This window comes from Streptomyces sennicomposti (assembly GCF_019890635.1).
In the GTDB taxonomy this organism is placed as follows: Bacteria; Actinomycetota; Actinomycetes; order Streptomycetales; family Streptomycetaceae; genus Streptomyces; species Streptomyces sennicomposti.
On sequence record NZ_JAIOAB010000035.1, the window covers coordinates 1 to 14,596 of the forward strand.

Annotated in this window: 14 protein-coding genes and 1 riboswitch; of the genes, 9 read left to right on the forward strand and 5 right to left on the reverse strand. The window is 73.2% G+C overall.

Going from position 1 to position 14,596, the window contains the following annotated elements:
- Nucleotides 1–301: 301 nt before the first annotated feature.
- Together K7787_RS19670 and K7787_RS19675 are read left to right on the forward strand one after the other, a co-directional pair.
- Nucleotides 302–1,090, forward strand: coding sequence for a carbon-nitrogen hydrolase family protein (locus tag K7787_RS19670; protein ID WP_009187578.1), 789 nt, complete (start codon nt 302–304; stop codon nt 1,088–1,090).
- A gap of 50 nt (nt 1,091–1,140) precedes the next feature.
- Nucleotides 1,141–2,838, forward strand: a complete 1,698-nt coding sequence (locus K7787_RS19675; RefSeq protein WP_019983900.1) for a flavin monoamine oxidase family protein — start codon at nt 1,141–1,143, stop codon at nt 2,836–2,838.
- A 16-nt stretch (nt 2,839–2,854) separates the two neighbouring features.
- Here K7787_RS19675 and K7787_RS19680 read toward each other — a convergent pair whose 3' ends face one another.
- From K7787_RS19680 to K7787_RS19690, 3 genes are all read right to left on the reverse strand, one after another.
- Nucleotides 2,855–3,784: an LLM class F420-dependent oxidoreductase gene (locus tag K7787_RS19680; RefSeq protein WP_223002385.1), complete on the reverse strand. Its 930-nt coding sequence runs from the start codon at nt 3,782–3,784 to the stop codon at nt 2,855–2,857.
- Between the two features lie 111 nt (nt 3,785–3,895).
- Nucleotides 3,896–4,591 carry a DUF5995 family protein gene (locus K7787_RS19685; RefSeq protein WP_169435819.1) on the reverse strand — a complete coding sequence of 232 codons (696 nt, stop codon included), beginning with the start codon at nt 4,589–4,591 and terminating at the stop codon, nt 3,896–3,898.
- A 149-nt stretch (nt 4,592–4,740) separates the two neighbouring features.
- The gene (locus K7787_RS19690; RefSeq protein ID WP_164391938.1) at nt 4,741–6,123 is read right to left on the reverse strand and encodes a uracil-xanthine permease family protein; all 1,383 of its coding nucleotides are present in this window, start codon (nt 6,121–6,123) and stop codon (nt 4,741–4,743) included.
- A 144-nt stretch (nt 6,124–6,267) separates the two neighbouring features.
- Between K7787_RS19690 and K7787_RS19695 the strand changes: the two genes are divergently transcribed.
- The gene (locus K7787_RS19695) at nt 6,268–6,726 is read left to right on the forward strand and encodes a thioesterase family protein (protein ID WP_164391940.1); all 459 of its coding nucleotides are present in this window, start codon (nt 6,268–6,270) and stop codon (nt 6,724–6,726) included.
- Here K7787_RS19695 and K7787_RS19700 read toward each other — a convergent pair.
- The gene (locus K7787_RS19700; protein WP_223002386.1) at nt 6,686–7,897 is read right to left on the reverse strand and encodes an MFS transporter; all 1,212 of its coding nucleotides are present in this window, start codon (nt 7,895–7,897) and stop codon (nt 6,686–6,688) included. The genes K7787_RS19695 and K7787_RS19700 overlap by 41 nt on opposite strands.
- A 143-nt stretch (nt 7,898–8,040) precedes the next feature.
- Here K7787_RS19700 and K7787_RS19705 point away from each other — a divergent pair, with 143 nt between their 5' ends.
- Nucleotides 8,041–9,240: an ROK family transcriptional regulator gene (locus tag K7787_RS19705; protein WP_223002387.1), complete on the forward strand. Its 1,200-nt coding sequence runs from the start codon at nt 8,041–8,043 to the stop codon at nt 9,238–9,240.
- Between the two features lie 538 nt (nt 9,241–9,778).
- Here K7787_RS19705 and K7787_RS19710 read toward each other — a convergent pair.
- The gene (locus tag K7787_RS19710; protein WP_223002388.1) at nt 9,779–10,534 is read right to left on the reverse strand and encodes an SDR family oxidoreductase; all 756 of its coding nucleotides are present in this window, start codon (nt 10,532–10,534) and stop codon (nt 9,779–9,781) included.
- Nucleotides 10,535–10,918: 384 nt separating this feature from the next.
- Nucleotides 10,919–11,049, forward strand: a riboswitch (FMN riboswitch).
- Nucleotides 11,050–11,203: 154 nt separating this feature from the next.
- Here K7787_RS19710 and K7787_RS19715 point away from each other — a divergent pair.
- Genes K7787_RS19715 through K7787_RS19735 form a run of 5 tightly spaced genes read left to right on the forward strand, consistent with a single transcriptional unit; the run spans nt 11,204 to nt 14,574 of the window.
- On the forward strand, nt 11,204–11,833 hold the full coding sequence (locus tag K7787_RS19715; RefSeq protein WP_169435814.1) for a riboflavin synthase: 630 nt from the start codon (nt 11,204–11,206) through the stop codon (nt 11,831–11,833).
- Entirely contained in the window at nt 11,830–12,474 is a 645-nt protein-coding gene (locus tag K7787_RS19720; protein ID WP_223002389.1) for a nicotinamide mononucleotide transporter family protein, read from the forward strand. Before K7787_RS19715 ends, K7787_RS19720 begins: the two co-directional genes overlap by 4 nt.
- A complete protein-coding gene (locus K7787_RS19725; protein WP_009187567.1) occupies nt 12,471–13,760 on the forward strand; it encodes a bifunctional 3,4-dihydroxy-2-butanone-4-phosphate synthase/GTP cyclohydrolase II in 1,290 nt (429 codons plus the stop codon). Before K7787_RS19720 ends, K7787_RS19725 begins: the two co-directional genes overlap by 4 nt.
- Nucleotides 13,761–13,781: 21 nt before the next feature.
- Nucleotides 13,782–14,267, forward strand: coding sequence for a 6,7-dimethyl-8-ribityllumazine synthase (gene ribH / locus K7787_RS19730; RefSeq protein ID WP_009187566.1), 486 nt, complete (start codon nt 13,782–13,784; stop codon nt 14,265–14,267).
- A 34-nt stretch (nt 14,268–14,301) separates the two neighbouring features.
- Nucleotides 14,302–14,574, forward strand: a complete 273-nt coding sequence (locus K7787_RS19735; protein ID WP_019983911.1) for a phosphoribosyl-ATP diphosphatase — start codon at nt 14,302–14,304, stop codon at nt 14,572–14,574.
- Nucleotides 14,575–14,596 lie beyond the last annotated feature (22 nt).

Genomic DNA, 14,596 nt, shown 5'->3' on the forward strand with positions numbered 1-14,596 from the left:
GGGGCCCCTTTGGGGGGGGCGGGGGGGGGGGGGGGGGGGGGGCAGGGGGGGGGGGGGCGGGGGGGGGGCCCCGGGGGGGGGCCCCTTTCCGTGGCCGGGGGGGGGGGGGGGGGGGGCCAAAGCCCGCGCCGCGACCCCCCACCCGCACACCGAACTCACGACACGCAACGAATCGCCGTACACCCCCCACCCCACGCAACAAACCCCCCACTCCCACGCAACGCCGACCGCTTGTACCCCCCATCCACCCACCCGTACCGTCTAACCGCCCCCCGAGAAGACCCCTCACCGTGAGGAACCCATGCGCACCGCCCTGCTCCAGAGCTCCGGCCGCCCCGGCTCCGTCGCCGAGAACCTCAAGGTCCTCGACGACGCCGCCGCCCGCGCCGCCGCCGCGGGCGCAGCCCTCCTCCTCGCCCCCGAGATGTTCCTCACCGGCTACGCCATCGGCGACGACATCGCCCGCCTCGCCGAACCCGCCGACGGCGAGGCCGCCGACGCGATCGCCGAGCTGGCGATGCGGCACGGCCTCGCGGTCGCCTACGGCTACCCGGAGCGCGCCGGCGAGGCCGTCTTCAACTCCGCCCAGCTGATCTCCGCCGACGGCGCCCGCCTCGCCAACCACCGCAAGACCCACCTCTTCGGCGGCTTCGAGCAGCGCCACTTCACCCCGGGCGGGCAGCCGGTCGTCCAGGCCGAGCTGAACGGCCTGACCGTCGGCCTGCTGATCTGCTACGACGTGGAGTTCCCGGAGAACGTGCGCGGCCACGCCCTGGCCGGCACCGACCTCCTCCTCGTCCCGACGGCGCTGATGCACCCGTACCAGTTCGTCGCCGAATCCGTCGTACCGGTGCGCGCCTTCGAGAACCAGATGTACGTCGCGTACGCCAACCGCACCGGCCGCGAGGGCGAGTTCGAGTTCACCGGGCTGTCCGCGCTGGCCGGCCCCGACGGCGTCGCCCGCGCCCGCGCCGGCCGCGACGAGGAGCTGATCCTCGCCGACGTGGACCCGGCCTTCCTGGCCGCCTCCCGCGAGGCCAACCCGTACCTCACCGACCGCCGCCCCGGCCTGTACGGGTCCCTCGTCTGAACCTCCCCCAGCCCGCACCCCGTTCTTCCCGCGCAAGGAGTCCGCACCCCATGACGTCCACGGTGCCCAACGCCGTCGAGCACGCCGACGAGCAGCAGCCGCCGATCACCATGTTCGGCCCGGACTTCCCCTACGCCTACGACGACTTCCTCGCCCACCCGGCCGGCCTCGGCCAGATACCCGCGACCGAGTTCGGCGCCGAGGTGGCGGTCATCGGCGGCGGCCTGTCCGGCATCGTCGCCGCCTACGAGCTGATGAAGATGGGCCTGAAGCCCGTCGTCTACGAGGCCGACCGCATCGGCGGCCGGCTGCGCACCGTCGGTTTCGAGGGCTGCGACGAGTCGCTGACCGCCGAGATGGGCGCGATGCGCTTCCCGCCGTCCTCCACCGCCCTCCAGCACTACATCGACCTGGTCGGCCTCACCACCCGCCCCTTCCCCAACCCGCTGGCCGAGACCACCCCCTCGACCGTCGTGGACCTCAAGGGCGAGTCGCACTACGCCGAGACGATCGACGACCTGCCGCAGGTCTACCGGGACGTCGCCGACGCCTGGAACCGCTGCCTGGAGGAGGGCGCCGACTTCTCCGACATGAACCGCGCCATGCGCGAGCGGGACGTCCCGCGCATCCGCGAGATCTGGGCGAAGCTGGTCGAGAAGCTCGACAACCAGACCTTCTACGGCTTCCTCTGCGACTCCGAGGCGTTCAAGTCCTTCCGGCACCGCGAGATCTTCGGCCAGGTCGGCTTCGGCACCGGCGGCTGGGACACCGACTTCCCGAACTCCATCCTGGAGATCCTGCGCGTCGTCTACACCGAGGCCGACGACCACCACCGCGGCATCGTCGGCGGCTCCCAGCAACTGCCGCTGCGCCTGTGGGAGCGCGAGCCGGAGAAGATCGTCCACTGGCCCTACGGCACCTCGCTGAAGTCGCTGCACGTGGACGGCGAGCCGCGCCCGGCCGTGACCCGGCTGCACCGCACCGCGGGCAACCGGATCACCGTGACGGACGCGAGCGGCGACATCCGCACCTACCGGGCGGCGATCTTCACCGCGCAGTCCTGGATGCTGCTGTCCAAGATCCAGTGCGACGACGAGCTGTTCCCGATCGACCACTGGACGGCGATCGAGCGCACCCACTACATGGAGTCCAGCAAGCTGTTCGTGCCGGTGGACCGGCCGTTCTGGCTGGACAAGGACGAGGAGACCGGCCGGGACGTCATGTCGATGACGCTGACCGACCGGATGACCCGCGGCACGTACCTGCTGGACGACGGGCCGGACAAGCCCGCCGTCATCTGCCTCTCCTACACCTGGTGCGACGACAGCCTGAAGTGGCTGCCGCTGTCCGCGAACGAGCGGATGGAGGTCATGCTGAAGTCGCTCGGCGAGATCTATCCGAAGGTCGACATCAGGAAGCACATCATCGGCAACCCGGTGACGGTGTCCTGGGAGAACGAGCCCTACTTCATGGGCGCGTTCAAGGCCAACCTGCCCGGCCACTACCGCTACCAGCGGCGCCTGTTCACGCACTTCATGCAGGACCGGCTGCCCGAGGACAAGCGGGGCATCTTCCTGGCCGGCGACGACATCTCCTGGACTGCGGGCTGGGCCGAGGGCGCCGTGCAGACCGCGCTGAACGCGGTGTGGGGCGTGATGCACCACTTCGGCGGGAGCACCGACGCCACCAACCCCGGCCCGGGCGACGTCTACGACGAGATCGCCCCCGTCGAACTCCCCGAGGACTGACGCCGGCCGCGGGCGGTCACAGTCCGGCCGCCCGCGCCGTCGCGTACACCTCGGCGGCGACGTCCGTCAGTTCCCCGGCGTCGCGCGTCGTGCTCTGCAGATCGATCAGGACCTCCTCCAGGCCGAGTTCCGCGTAGGGCAGGACGTCCGCCACGATCTGCTCGGCGTCCCCGTGGAAGGGCCGCCGGCCGTCGCCCTCGTGGGCCTTGGCCGAGTAGCGGGCGTTGACCCGGAGCACGGTGCGGATCGGCTGCTGCCGGCCGCGCTCGGCGGCCAGGTCCTGGAGCGCGTGCCACTGGTCGGCGACCTGCTCCACACCGGAGGCGGTCGGCAGCCAGCCGTCGGCGTGCTCGACCAGCCGCTCGCGCGCCTTCCCGGTGCCGGCGGCCAGCAGGATCGGGATGGGCCGGGCGGGCTTGGGGCCGACCGCGGCCGAGTCGATCGTGGTGATCTCGCCCCTGTAGCGCACCGGGTCCGGGCCCCACACCGCGCGGCAGACGTCGATCACCTCGTCCAGCACCCGGCCGCGCTCCTTGATCGGCCGGATGCCCGAGGCCGCGTACTCGTCCAGGGACCAGCCGGTGCCGAAGCCGGCCAGCACCCGGCCGCCGCTGGCCGCGTCCAGCGAGGCGAGGGACTTGGCGAGCTGGAAGGGCTGGTGCAGCGGCGCGACGAGCACGCTGCTGCCGAGGCTCACCCGCTCGGTGGCCGCGGCGGCCAGGGTGAGCGTGACGAGCGGGTCGGCGACATGCCGGTACGCGTCGGGCCAGGGCAGGCCCTCGATGCCGTACAGGCCCTGGGTGGCGGGCTCCGGGAACAGGGCGCGCTCGTACACCCAGAGGCTGTCGTAGCCGATGCGCTCGGCGGCGCGGGCCACCTCGGGCACGTCCTTGCCGAGGTCGTACTGACGGTTCTGCGGGAGACCCAGTCCCAGCCGTGTCGCCATGCCGGTGTGCTCCTTCGTGATCGTCGGTGTCCACCGGACAACGTACAGTGATCACGCGGAGTTCCGAGGTGCCCGGCCGGATTTCCCGGCGGGTGCGCGAGGTCGGTGAAGTCAGTGCGGCAGCGGGGTGAGCATCATGCGCCCGGCGAAGCCGACCGCCGCGTCCAGCCGCTCGGTGAACTCCTCGGCCACGTCCGGCAGCCGGCGCAGCGCCCACAGCGCCCGCGCGGTCGACCAGGCGGCCTCCCGGGCCCGCTCCAGGCTCCAGGCGCCCAGCAGATGGGTCAGCGGATCGGCGAGCTGGAGCAGGTCGGGACCCGGCATCAGCTCCTCGCGGACCCGCTCCTCCAGCGCGGCCAGGAGATCGCCGACGCGGTCGAAGTCGCTCTCCAGGTCCGCCGGTTCGCACTCCAGGGCGTCGCAGGCGTCCACGACGGCGAGGGCCAGGTCGTGGCCGATGTGCGCGTTGACGCCGGCCAGCGCGAACTGCAGCGGGCGGACGCCGGGATGGCGGCGGAACTGGAACAACGGCCGCCAGCAGGCGGGCGGGCGGCGGCCGTCGGCCGCCGCGTCCACGGCGGCGAGGTACCGCTCGGCGAACCGCACGTCCAGCGTCGCGGCGGCGCGCGGATCGGCGAACCGCCCCGCGGCCAGACGGTGGTCGACGGCCTCGGTGACGGCGAGGTAGACGCGGTTGAAGACCGCGATCCCGTCCCGCTCCGGCAGCGCGCCGGCCAGCGCGCGCATCCGCGCGAGGGCCGCGTCCACGGTGTCCGGGCGGCGGGTGAGTCGTGCCGATTGCCCCATGGGGGCAGCGTCCCAGCCCCGCCCCGCCCGGACGCCCAACGGCCCCGCCGCTTCCCCAGAACGGGCGAATCCCCGCCCGTCCGGACACCGCCCGGCCGACCGGCCCTTCACGCGACCGGATCGGGCGGGCGGGGGGACGGAGCGGACCGCTAGGCCCGTTCCTCCGCGTCGTACGACGACGTGCCCTCGTCCAGCAGCGGCTCCTGCTTCTTCAGGTGCGCGGGCGCGAAGGCGCGCAGCGCGTGGTAGCCGGTGATGACGACGATCGTGCCGAGGGCGATACCGCTCAGCGAGAACGTGTCGGTGAACTTCATGCTGACGTTGCCGACGCCGATGATGATGCCCGCGGCGGCCGGCACCAGGTTCAGCGGATTGCGCAGGTCCACCTTGGCGTTGAGCCAGATCTGCGCGCCGAGCAGGCCGATCATGCCGTACAGGATGACGGTGATGCCGCCGAGGACGCCGCCGGGGATCGCGGCGACGACCGCGCCGAACTTCGGGCACAGCCCGAACAAGAGCGCGAAGCCGGCGGCGGCCCAGTACGCGGCGGTGGAGTACACGCGCGTGGCGGCCATCACGCCGATGTTCTCGGAGTACGTGGTGTTGGGCGGCCCGCCCACCGCCGTGGACAGCATCGAGGCGACGCCGTCCGCCGAGATGGCGGTGCCGAGCTTGTCGTCCAGCGGGTCGCCGGTCATCTCGCCGACCGCCTTCACATGCCCGGCGTTCTCCGCGACCAGCGCGATCACCACGGGCAGCGCCACCAGGATCGCCGACCAGTGGAAGGCCGGCCCGTGGAAGGTCGGCAGCCCGATCCAGTCGGCCTTGCCGACCCCGGACAGGTCCAGGCGCCAGTGGTCGGTGAGCTTGCCGGACCCGTCCACGGAGTGGATCTGGCCGAAGACCCGGTCGAGGGCCCAGGACAGGGCGTACCCGAAGACCAGGCCGAGGAAGATCGCGATGCGCGACCAGAAGCCGCGCAGGCAGACGACGGCCAGCCCGGTGAACAGCATCACCAGCAGCGCCGTCCACTGGTCCTGCGGCCAGTAGGTGGAGGCGGTCACCGGGGCGAGGTTGAAGCCGATCAGCATCACCACCGCGCCGGTGACGACCGGCGGCATCGCGGCGTGGATGATCCGCGCCCCGAACCGCTGGACGGCGAGCCCGATCAGGAACAGCACCGCGCCGACGACGAACACCGCACCGGTCACGGTCGCGCTGGTGCCGCCCTGCGCCCGGATCACCGCGGCGACGCCCACGAACGACAGCGAGCAACCCAGGTAGCTGGGGACCCGGCCGCGGGTGGCGAGCAGGAAGATCACCGTCGCGACGCCGGACATCATGATCGCGAGGTTGGGGTCGAGGCCCATGAGCACGGGGGCCACGAAGGAGGCGCCGAACATGGCCACGACGTGCTGGGCGCCGAGCCCGACCGTGCGGGGCCAGGAGAGCCGTTCGTCGGGCCGGACCACCGCTCCGGGTGCGGGCGTGCGCCCGTCACCGTGCAGTTTCCAGCGCACGCCGAGGTCCATGGTGGGGTTTCGCTTTCTCTGTACGTGAGGTGTCCGAAAACCATTGTCGGGGGTGCCGGGCGATGCTCCGTTCGAAAGCCCCTCTGAGCGACCGCTTAGGATGGGTGGCGTACCACCGCCCCACCGCACCCCAGGAGCACCGCCGTGACCGTCGAAGCCCCCGCCGTCCCCGCCCTGACGTACGGCCGGCTGATCCCCGTCGACGTGCACTTCGACGACCTGGACGCGCTCGGCCTGCTGCACAACGCGCGCTATCCGCTGCTGGTGGAACGCGCCTGGTCCGAGCTGTGGAGCGGGCACGGCTTCCGCTTCGAGGGCGACTGGGCCGCCGCCGGGGACGCCTGCAACGCGGTCAAGGAACTGCGCATCACCTACGACGCCCCGGTGACCCGGCCGGGTGAGTACGCCGTCCACCTGTGGCTGGAACGGCTCGGCACCACGGGGCTGACGTACGGCTTCCGGTTCTGCTCGGCCGACGGCGCGGTGACGTACGCGCACGGCACACGCGTGCTGGTCCGGCTGGACTCCGCGACGCTGCGGCCCGCCCCGTGGAGCGAGCGGTTCAGGACCGCGGGCCGGGAACTGCTGCGGCCGGCGGAGTGACCTTCGGGCGGTCCCGGTCGCCCGCCCGCAGCACCCCGGCGAACGCGGCGAGCCCGCACGCCAGCACGGTCACCAGCCCGAACGACACCACCAGGCTGGTCGCCTCGGCGAGCCCGCCGATCGCGCTCGGCGCGACCAGCCCGGAGGTGTACGTGATGGTCGCGACACCGGCGATGGCCTGACTGGGGTTCGGGCCGCTGCGCCCGGCCGCCGCGAAGCACAGCGGTACGACGACCGCGATGCCGAGGCCCATCAGCGCGAACCCGGTCATCGCCACCGCCGGATGGCCCGCCAGGACGACCAGCAGCCCGCCGAGCACGGCCAGCACGCCGCCGGAGCGCACCGTGCGCACCGACCCGAACCGGTCCACCACCCGGTCGCCCGCGATCCGGGCGACGGCCATGGTGAGGGTGAAGCCCGTGGTGCAGGCCGCGGCCAGCCCCGCCGAGGTGTCCAGCTGGTGGCGCAGGTACACCGCCGACCAGTCCAGGCTCGCGCCCTCCGCGAACACCGCGCAGAACCCGATCGCGCCGATCAGCAGCGCCGACTTCGGCGGCAGCGCGAACCGCGGCGGCGGCTCCTCGTCCTCGGCCGGCTGGAGGTCCAGGACCCAGGAGCAGGCCACCTGCCCCAGCAGGGTCAGCACCCCGGCCGCCAGGACGTGGTGGAGGCGGGCGTCCGCGCCCAGGTGCGCGGCCAGCGTGCCGGCCGCCGAGCCGATCAGGGCGCCCGCGCTCCACATGCCGTGCAGCCCGGACATGATCGAGCGGCCGAGCCGGTTCTCCACCTCCACGCCGAGGGCGTTCATCGCGACGTCCGACATCCCCGCCGAGGCGCCGTAGACGAACAGGGCCAGGCAGAGGATCGGCAGGTTGGGGGAGAGGGCGGGCAGGACCAGCGACAGCGTCCACAGGGCGAGCAGGCCGCGCAGCGCGGCACGGGCGCCGAAGCGGTGGCTGACCCGGCCCGCCAGCGGCATCGCGAGGGACGCGCCGAGCGCGGGGAACGCCAGTGCGAGCCCCAGCTGGCCGGCGCTGACCGAGGCGTGGTCCTGGATCCACGGCACCCGGGTCGCGAACGATCCGGTGACGGCGCCGTGCACGGCGAACACGGCCGCCACGGCGTACCGGGCGCGCCGCACCTCGCGCTGTTCGTAGACCACCGCTGTCATTCTCCGGCCCCTCCTGGACGCTGGGCCGCTCCGGGGAGACGGCCGGCGTGCTGAACGCGACGTAAACTATCAGGGACCCTTCCTGATGGATAGGGGAATTGCGGCCGCCCGGCGCGGCCCGCCGATCTGGGAGGATTCCCGGCATGCCCGCACCCGCATCCCCGAGCACCGCCCGGGCCATCAACGACCGGCTTGCCCTGCGCCTGCTGCAGCAGGAAGGACCGTTGACGGCAGGGCAGTTGAAGCAGCTCACCGGTCTGTCCCGACCGACCGTCGCCGACCTCGTGGAGCGCCTGACCGTCTCCGGGCTGATCACCGTGGTGGGGGAGTCCGGCGAGCAGCGGCGCGGCCCGAACGCACGGCTGTACGGCATCGTCGCCGACCGCGCCCACCTGGCCGCCCTCGACGTGCGCACCGAGAGCGTGACCGTCACCGTCACCGATCTGCTGGGCCGGGAACTGGCCGAGGCCTCCGCGCCCGTCGGCGGCGACACCGGCACCGGAGTCGCGGTGGAGCAGTCCGTCACCCTGGTGGAGCGGGCGGCCAAGGAGGGTGGGGCGGAGCGGCTGCACACCGTCGCCATCGGCGCGCCCGGCCTGATCGACCCGGTCACCGGCGAACTGCGCGACTCCACGGGCCTGCCCGAGTGGCACCGCCGCCTGGTGGCCGCCCTCCAGGAACGCCTGCCGCGCGCGGCCGTCATCGTGGAGAACGAGACCAACCTCGCCGCGCTGGCCGAGCAGCGCGACGGCGCCGCCCGGGGGCGCGACACCTTCGTCCTGCTCTGGCTCGGCCACGGCACCGGCGCGGCCGTCGTCCTGGACGGCGCGCTGCGCCGCGGCGCGTCCGGCGGCACCGGCGAGATCGGCTTCCTGCCCGTCCCGGGCACCGGCGGCCTGCCCTCGGCCACCGACTGCACGGGCGGCTTCCACTCCCTGGCCGGCGCGGCGGCGGTCACCGAACTCGCCCGCGCGCACGGGCTGACCGGCGCGTCGGCGGCGGAGCTGGTCCGCCGGGCGGCCGCCGCGGACACCGCCCGGGCCGCGTCCTTCCTGGACGACCTCGCCGACCGCGTCGCCCTCGGCGCCGCCTCCGTCGTCGCCGTGCTGGACCCCGGGTGCGTGGTCCTCGGCGGCGAGGTCGGCCAGGCCGGCGGCGAGGCGCTCGCCGGGCGGGTCGCCGACCGCGTCCGGCGGATGTCGCCGCTGCCCCTGGAGGTACGGCCGGGCGCGCTCGGCGGCGGCGCGGTGCTGCGCGGGGCGCTGATCACGGCGCGGGACCGCGCCCAGGACGAACTGTTCGCCCCGCCGGGCCAGGGCGGCGGGGGCCGCTCGAGCGGGTAGACGGACGGAGCCGGTGCGGGCACGCCGCCTGAGCGTGCGGGTACGCCGCCCGCCGGGCCGGGTATGTCGCCCGAGCGTGCGGGGACGCCGCCCGCCGAGTCGGGCATGTCGCCCGAGCCTGCGGGCACGCCGCTCGCCGGGCTGGGCATGTCGGCCGAGCGTGCGGGGACGCCGCTCGCCGGGTCGGGCATGTCGCCCGAGCCTGAGGGCAAGTCGCCCGCCGGGCTGGCCATGCCGCCCGGGCCTGCGGGTACGCCGCCCGCCGGGGTCCCACGCCGCCCCCGGGGTCGGGCATGCCGTCGCCGTCAGTTCAGGGCCTCACCCGACGGAGACCGGCCCCCGACCTCGGCCTCCGACCCTCATGCTCCGGACCGGGGCATCGAACCAGGTCCCGACCCTCATGCTCCGGACCGCGGCAGGATCCACAGCAGGCTCCGGACCCCGGCAGGCTCCGGACCCCGGCAGGATCCGGCCCCCGGCGCCGCACCAGGTCCCGCCCCGACCCCTCCCGCGCCCCGTCACCAAGCCCGCGGTGCCCTCACCTCTCCAGTGCCGGTCCGAAACGCGCCGTCAGGAACTCCTCGAACGTCCGCTTCCCCACCGCCCGGCGCGGAGCGAGGTGCCCGCCCTCGCGGAAGCTCCGGTACGCCCGGCCCGGGAGCGGCAGGTTGAGGATCGGGCGGCGCCGGCCGACGGCCCGCAGATAGGCGCGGGCGAGGGACTCCAGGGAGCGCACCTCGGGGCCGCCCAGGTCGGGGACCCGGCCCGCGGGCGCACCCACCGCCAGCTCCGCCAGCCGGTCCGCGACCTCGGCCACCTCCACCGGCTGGTCGCCCACCGCGGCCGGGAGCAGCATGACCGGCGGCTTGGCCAGCCGCTCGAAGAGGTCCACCAGCAGGTCGTGGAACTGCGTGGCGCGCAGCAGTGTCCAGCCCAGTCCCGACTCCACGACCAGCCGCTCCACCGCGTGCTTCGTCTGGTAGTAGCCGAACGGCACCCGGTCGACGCCCACGATGGAGACGCAGGCGAGATGGGCGACCCCGGCCCTGCGCGCCGCCGCGATCAGATGGCCGGCCGCCTCCTCGTCGCCGCCCCGCGGCGAACTCGCGCAGTGCACGACCGTGTCCGCGCCCGCCACGGCCTCGTCCAGCGCGGGGCCGCCCTCGCGCAGATCGACGGCGTAGGGGCGGCTGTGCCGGCTGAGCACCCGTACCTCGTGTCCGTCCGCGCGCAGCCGCTCGGCGACGAGGCGGCCGAGCGTTCCGGTGCCGCCGGTCACCAGGATCGTGCTCATGCTGCTCCCTCCGGACAGCGGCGTCCCCGCTGGAACGTCCGCGGCGTACGAAGCTACAGCTTGGCCCCCTTCACGGCGGTCCGCACCCGCACCCGCGCGGCGGCCCCGAGCCGCGGCCGGGGCCGCTGACTTCCGGCCGGTACGGACCTGTTGACCCAGCTGGTCTAGTCCTTTTAGGGTCTGACTTCTGCACAGACCGGTCCGGCGGCGGTGACGACGGCCCTTGCCCGCCGCCGGACCTTTTCAGCCGTTGTGCGGCCCGGTCCAGCCGTTGTGCGGCCCGGGACCGCCGGCCCCTTGCGAAGCTGCGCTCTGTGAGCGAGCCCACACCGATCGTCCGGATCGACGCCTTGCGGCCGTGGCACACTGGGGCTGTACCAGTAGCAGCGCACTCCGGGGTCGGTGAAAGTCCGAACCGGCGGTTACAGTCCGCGACCCGGTCGCTTCCAGCGGCCGGTTGACCAGGTGAAATTCCTGGACCGACGGTTAAAGTCCGGATGGGAGGCAGTGCGCGGCGGGCGAGCATGCACCTGTGCGCGCCGCCGTCCTCGGGCTCGCCCTCACGGGCGGGGCCCCGTCCGGCGTCGCCCCGAGTGCTTGTCGTCCGTGTTCTCTGTCGTCATCGACAGCCCCGGAGTCCGTGCCCGAAGAGGCAGGAGGACCCGGGAAGTGTTCACCGGAATCGTCGAAGAGCTGGGTGAGGTCACCGCCGTCGAGAACCTCGGCGACGCCGCCCGCTTCCGGCTCCGCGGCCCCGTCGTGACCCAGGGCGCGCAGCACGGCGACTCCATCGCCGTGAACGGGGTCTGTCTCACCGTCGTCGAGCACGAGGGCGACGAGTTCACCGCCGACGTCATGGCGGAGACCCTCAAACGCTCCAGCCTCGGCGTCCTCGCCGTCGGCTCCCGGGTCAACCTCGAACGCCCCACCGCCGTGGGCGCCCGCCTCGGCGGCCACATCGTCCAGGGCCACGTCGACGGCACCGGGACGATCCTGGAGCGCACCCCCTCCGAGCACTGGGAGATCGTGAAGATCTCGCTGCCGGCCGACCTCGCGCGCTACGTCGTGGAGAAGGGCTCCATCACGGTCGACGGCATCAGCCTCACCGTCGTCGAGGCCGGCGCCGACCACTTCACGGTCAGCCTCATCCCCACCACCCTCGCCCTGACCACGCTCGGCCTCAAGAAGGCCGGCGACCCGGTCAACCTCGAAGTGGACGTCGTCGCCAAGTACGTCGAGCGCCTGCTCGGCGACCGCGCGCGGCCGACCGGTGACGCAGCGCGGGAGGCCGGCGAGTGAACTGGCTCAACTCCGAGGCCTTCACCGTCCTCGGCCAGCAGATCAAGTGGTCCGACATGATCGGCAACGTCATCGGCCTGATCGGCCTGGCGTTCGGCTGGCGGCGCTCCATATGGAGCTGGCCCACCCAGTTCCTGTCCGGCCTGATCCTCTTCGCCGCCTTCTCCACCGCCCACCTCTCCGGCAGCGCCGGCAAGCAGATCGTCGTCATGGTCGTCGCGGTCTACGGCTGGTGGCAGTGGAACCGCGGCAAGGGCCGGGGCGAGGACGGCCACATCGCCGTACGCTTCGCCACCTGGCGCGAACGCGCCGTGCTGCTCGGCGCCGCCGCCGTCGGCACCCTCGCCGTCGCCGCCCTCTTCAAGGCCTACCCGTCCCTGTCCTGGGACCCCTGGCCGGACGCCTACATATTCGTCGGCACCATCGTCGCCATGTACGCCCAGGCCCGCGGCATGGTCGAGTTCTGGTTCGCCTGGCTGCTCGTCGACGCCGTCGGCGTCCCGCTCAACTTCGCCAACGGCTTCGCCTTCTCCGGCTTCGTCTACGTCCTCTACGGCGCGCTCGTCCTGTGGGGCATGCGCGACTGGTGGCTGCGCTCGCGCAAGGCCGCGCGGCCCGTCCCGGAAGGAGCGCCCGCATGACTGCGGCACCCATCCTCTACAGCTCCGACAACGTCGAGGACTTCGCGCTCGACCCGATCGAGCAGGCCGTCGCGGACATCGCCGCCGGCCGCCCGGTCGTGGTCGTCGACGACGAGGACCGGGAGAACGAGGGCGACCTCGTCATCGCCGCCGAGAAGGCGACCCCCGAGATCGTCGCGTTCATGATGAGCGAGTGCCGCGGCCTGATCTGCGCCCCCATGGAGGGCGAGGAACTGGACCGGCTCCGGCTCCCGCAGATGGTGGAGCAGAACACCGAGTCCATGAAGACCGCCTTCACGGTCTCCGTCGACGCCTCCGCCGCGCACGGCGTCACCACCGGCATCTCCGCCGCCGACCGCGCCACCACCCTCCAGCTGCTGGCGAGCGGCACGGCCGAGCCCACCGACCTGGTCCGCCCGGGCCACGTCTTCCCGCTGCGCGCCCGCAGCGGCGGCGTGCTCGTCCGCGACGGCCACACCGAGGCCGCCGTCGACCTCGCCCGGCTCGCGGGGCTGCGCCCGGCCGGCGCCATCGTGGAGATCGCCGGCGAGGACGGCCGGATGCTGCGCCTGCCCGAGCTGGTCGTCTTCGCCCGCAAGCACGGCCTGACGATCATCTCCATCGAGGACCTGATCGCCTACCGCAGGAGCAGCGAGCCCACCGTCCGCCGCGAGGCCGAGGTCCGCCTGCCCACCGCGCACGGCACGTTCACCGCGTACGGCTACCGCTCCACCGTCGACGGCGTCGAGCACGTCGCCCTCGTCCACGGCGAGATCGGCGACGGCCGCGACGTCCTGGTCCGGGTCCACTCCGAGTGCCTGACCGGCGACGTCTTCGGCTCCCTGCGCTGCGACTGCGGCCCCCAGCTGGACGCCTCCCTGGACCGCATCCAGCGGGAGGGCCGCGGCGTGGTGGTCTATCTGCGCGGCCACGAGGGCCGCGGCATCGGACTGATGTCCAAGCTGCGCGCCTACGAACTCCAGGAGCGCGGCCGCGACACGCTCGACGCCAACCTCGAACTCGGCCTGCCCGCCGACGCCCGCGACTACGGCGCCGGCGCGCAGATCCTCAAGGACCTCGGGGTGCGCGCCGTCCGCCTGATGACCAACAACCCCGACAAGAGCGACGCGTTGCTGCGCCACGGCATCGAGGTCACCGGCCGCGAGCCGATGCCCGTCCAGGCCGGCGAGCACAACCTCCGCTACCTGCGCACCAAGCGGGACCGGATGGGTCACGACCTGCCCTGGCTGGACACGCCCGCCGTGTCCACCTGCGGCAACCAGTAAGCACCAGGAACGAGGAGACACGTGAGCGGCAAGGGTGCACCGGAACTGTCCGTCCGCAACGTCGGGGACCTCAGGGTCGCCGTCATCGCGGCGCAGTGGCACGAGAAGGTGATGGACGGACTGGTGGACGGCGCGCTGCGCGCCCTGCACGACCTCGGCATCGACGAGCCGACCCTCCTCAGGGTCCCCGGCAGCTTCGAACTGCCGGTGGTGGCCAAGGTGCTCGCCGGCCGCGGCTACGACGCGATCGTCGCCCTCGGCGTGGTCATCCGCGGCGGCACGCCGCACTTCGACTACGTCTGCCAGGGCGTCACCCAGGGGCTGACCCAGGTGTCGATCGACACCGGCGTCCCGGTCGGCTTCGGCGTGCTCACCTGCGACACCGAGGAACAGGCCCTGGACCGGGCCGGCCTGGAGGGCTCCACCGAGGACAAGGGCCACGAGGCGGTCACCGCGGCGGTCGCGACCGCGGCCACGCTCCGTTCAGTATCCGAACCCTGGCGGTGAGTCGCACCCGACAACGGCTAGGGTGGGGGACACCATGTCCAAGAAGACGTTCGAGGAGCTCTTCACCGAGCTCCAGCACAAGGCCGCCCAGGGCGATCCCGCCACCTCCCGCACCGCCGAGCTGGTCGGCAAGGGAGTCCACGCCATCGGCAAGAAGGTCGTCGAAGAGGCCGCCGAGGTCTGGATGGCCGCCGAGTACGAGGGCAAGGAGGCGGCCGCCGAGGAGATCTCGCAGCTGCTGTACCACGTCCAGGTGATGATGGTCGCCCGCGGCATCTCCCTTGACGACGTCTACGCCCACCTCTGAGACACCAGCACCCCCACCCCGT